The sequence below is a fragment of the Aureibaculum marinum genome, from assembly GCF_003813905.1.
Classification (GTDB): domain Bacteria; phylum Bacteroidota; class Bacteroidia; order Flavobacteriales; family Flavobacteriaceae; genus Aureibaculum; species Aureibaculum marinum.
The window spans coordinates 1-255 of sequence record NZ_RPFJ01000122.1 but is presented as its reverse complement, the minus strand read 5'-3'; the positions used below and the strand labels follow the sequence as shown (position 1 = coordinate 255).

At 37.6% G+C, this 255-nt stretch carries 1 protein-coding gene; it reads right to left on the bottom strand.

What is annotated here, in order from left to right; genetic code table 11:
• Positions 1–255 (bottom strand): LamG domain-containing protein (locus EGM88_RS15700; RefSeq protein ID WP_148084108.1); only part of this gene is annotated, 255 nt, incomplete at both ends.

Genomic DNA, 255 nt, shown 5'->3' with positions numbered 1-255 from the left:
TTCATCCATTTGCCCTTTTTCAGTTTTATGACTCCATCCTGAGAAATTAGGGTCTCCTGACATTATTACTAAATCTCCTACATTACTCCAATCTATTCCTGGAAAATCACTTTCTCCTGCCAATTCTCCATTCATATATAATGCTGCTTTATTCTCTGAAATTGTAATTCCGATATGAACCCATTCATCTTCCGTAGGATCTATAGTAGCTGGAGTTCCTGGGTTTACCCATGTTGCATTTGATCCATTACCAAC